The sequence below is a fragment of the Galbibacter sp. PAP.153 genome (genome assembly GCF_037029175.1).
Lineage (GTDB): Bacteria > Bacteroidota > Bacteroidia > Flavobacteriales > Flavobacteriaceae > Galbibacter > Galbibacter pacificus.
Genome location: NZ_JAZEUN010000048.1, coordinates 1 through 2,182, shown reverse-complemented (window position 1 = coordinate 2,182; position 2,182 = coordinate 1). Strand labels below are relative to the sequence as shown.

Below are 2,182 nucleotides of genomic sequence, written 5' to 3'. Positions count from 1 at the left end.
TAATAAACAAATAAAAATGTAAATTTGTACATCAAAAAAAGTTTATTAAATCTATGGATTTTAGAATAGAGAAAGATACTATGGGGGAAGTTCAGGTTCCTTCAAACAAACTATGGGGTGCACAAACAGAGCGTTCCAGAAATAATTTTAAAATAGGTACGCCGGCATCCATGCCAATAGAAATTGTGCATGGTTTTGCATATTTAAAAAAGGCCGCAGCATATACCAATTGCGAATTGGGCGTTTTACCCATTGATAAAAGGGACATGATTGCCCAAGTGTGCGACGAAATTCTTGAAGGCAAGCACGACGACCAGTTTCCATTGGTTATTTGGCAAACGGGATCGGGCACGCAGAGCAATATGAATGTGAATGAAGTTATTGCTAACCGTGCACACCAATTGGCAGGCAAAAAAATTGGCGAAGGCGAAAAAACACTTCAGCCAAACGATGATGTCAACAAGTCGCAATCTTCCAACGATACCTTTCCAACAGGAATGCATATAGCCGCCTACAAAATGGTAGTAGAAAATACCATTCCAGGGGTTACACAACTTAGAAATACCTTAAAAAAGAAATCTGCAGAATTTAAAGAAGTAGTAAAAATAGGGAGAACACACCTTATGGATGCTACGCCCCTAACATTGGGGCAAGAGTTTTCAGGTTATGTTTCTCAACTGGATCACGGGTTAAAAGCCCTTAATAATACTTTAGAACATTTATCTGAACTGGCATTGGGCGGTACAGCCGTTGGAACTGGTTTAAATACCCCGAAAGGGTATGCAAAACGTGTAGCCGAATTTATTGCTAAATTTACGGAACACCCTTTTAAATCGGCAGACAATAAATTTGAAGCCTTGGCCGCACATGATGCTTTGGTGGAAACACACGGTGCCCTAAAGCAATTGGCGGTTTCATTGAATAAAATTGCCAATGATATCAGGTTAATGGCTTCGGGACCAAGAAGCGGTATTGGCGAAATTATAATCCCGGCCAATGAGCCCGGAAGCTCGATCATGCCCGGAAAAGTAAATCCGACCCAATGCGAAGCCTTGACCATGGTCTGCGCACAAGTAATGGGTAACGACGTAGCCATAAGCGTTGGCGGAACTCAAGGTCATTACGAACTTAACGTATTTAAACCAATGATGGCCGCAAACCTTTTGCAATCGGCAAGGCTTATCGGCGATGCATGTATAAGCTTTGAAGAACATTGTGCCAACGGAATAGAACCCAATACCAAACGCATTAACGAGCTGGTAAACAATTCATTAATGCTTGTAACGGCCTTAAATACCAAAATAGGATATTATAAGGCTGCCGAAATTGCAAACAAAGCTCATGAAGAAGGGACTACTTTAAAAGAAGCTGCATTGGCCTTAAAGTATGTTAGCAACGAAGAATTTGATGAATGGGTTAAACCCGAAGATATGGTCGGTGGCCTAAAATAGGCCTATTCCAGTTGTATAAAATAAGAAAAGCTGTTTGAAATTACTTTCATGCAGCTTTTTTTATTAATTTCATTTTAAATTCTTTAAACACAGAAGTAGCAATCCAAACAATATTCAACAATGAAGTATTCAGGAAAAATCATATTAATTTTAAGCATTTTAGCATTTACAGCTTGTAAAAAAGAACCCAAAAAAGAAGAAATAAGGGAATTAGAACAAATTTCTACAGATGAAATTATTGATAACCTTCCAGAAGTTACTTGCTATTTGTATGTAAAAGGGAAAGACTCCATCCAAATGATGTTAGAGCAGGAAAACGATTCTATTACCGGGACTTTGGCCTATAAGTTTTATGAAAAAGATAAAAGTCATGGCACATTATCCGGAAAAATTAACGGTGATATTTTAAAAGCAGATTATAATTTTATGGCTGAAGGAACTACTTCCATTCGGGAAGTCATTTTTATGAAAAAGGGAAATTCTTATGTTCCGGGGTACGGTGAAACACTTGAGAAAAATGGAAAATTTATTTTTAAGGAAAATTCCAAAATAAACTTTATGGACGAACAAGCACTTAAGAAAGTGGATTGCGATTAAAAAATTATTTCTTGGAACCGGCTATTCCCAAGGCTACACCGTTGAGGAATTTTAAGATTAAAAGGAGCCAATAATCCTTATAAAAACAATATAACATTTAAAAGAGGCTGTCCAAAAAGGATAGTCTCTTTTTT

General features: G+C 37.5%; 2 protein-coding genes. Both read left to right on the top strand.

Going from position 1 to position 2,182, the window contains the following annotated elements:
- Nucleotides 1-53: 53 nt before the first annotated feature.
- Nucleotides 54-1,451, top strand: a complete 1,398-nt coding sequence (gene fumC, locus UXI14_RS17930) for a class II fumarate hydratase (RefSeq protein ID WP_277899112.1) — start codon at nt 54-56, stop codon at nt 1,449-1,451.
- A 120-nt stretch (nt 1,452-1,571) separates the two neighbouring features.
- Nucleotides 1,572-2,048 (top strand): hypothetical protein, encoded by a 477-nt coding sequence (locus UXI14_RS17925; protein ID WP_277899111.1) that lies wholly within the window; start codon nt 1,572-1,574, stop codon nt 2,046-2,048.
- The last annotated feature ends 134 nt before the right edge of the window (nt 2,049-2,182 follow it).

What these genes read in the sequence shown, in the direction of transcription:
- fumC (WP_277899112.1), top strand. Translation starts at nt 54, where the DNA reads ATGGATTTTAGAATAGAGAAAGATACTATGGGGGAAGTTCAGGTTCCT.
- UXI14_RS17925 (WP_277899111.1), top strand. Translation starts at nt 1,572, where the DNA reads ATGAAGTATTCAGGAAAAATCATATTAATTTTAAGCATTTTAGCATTT.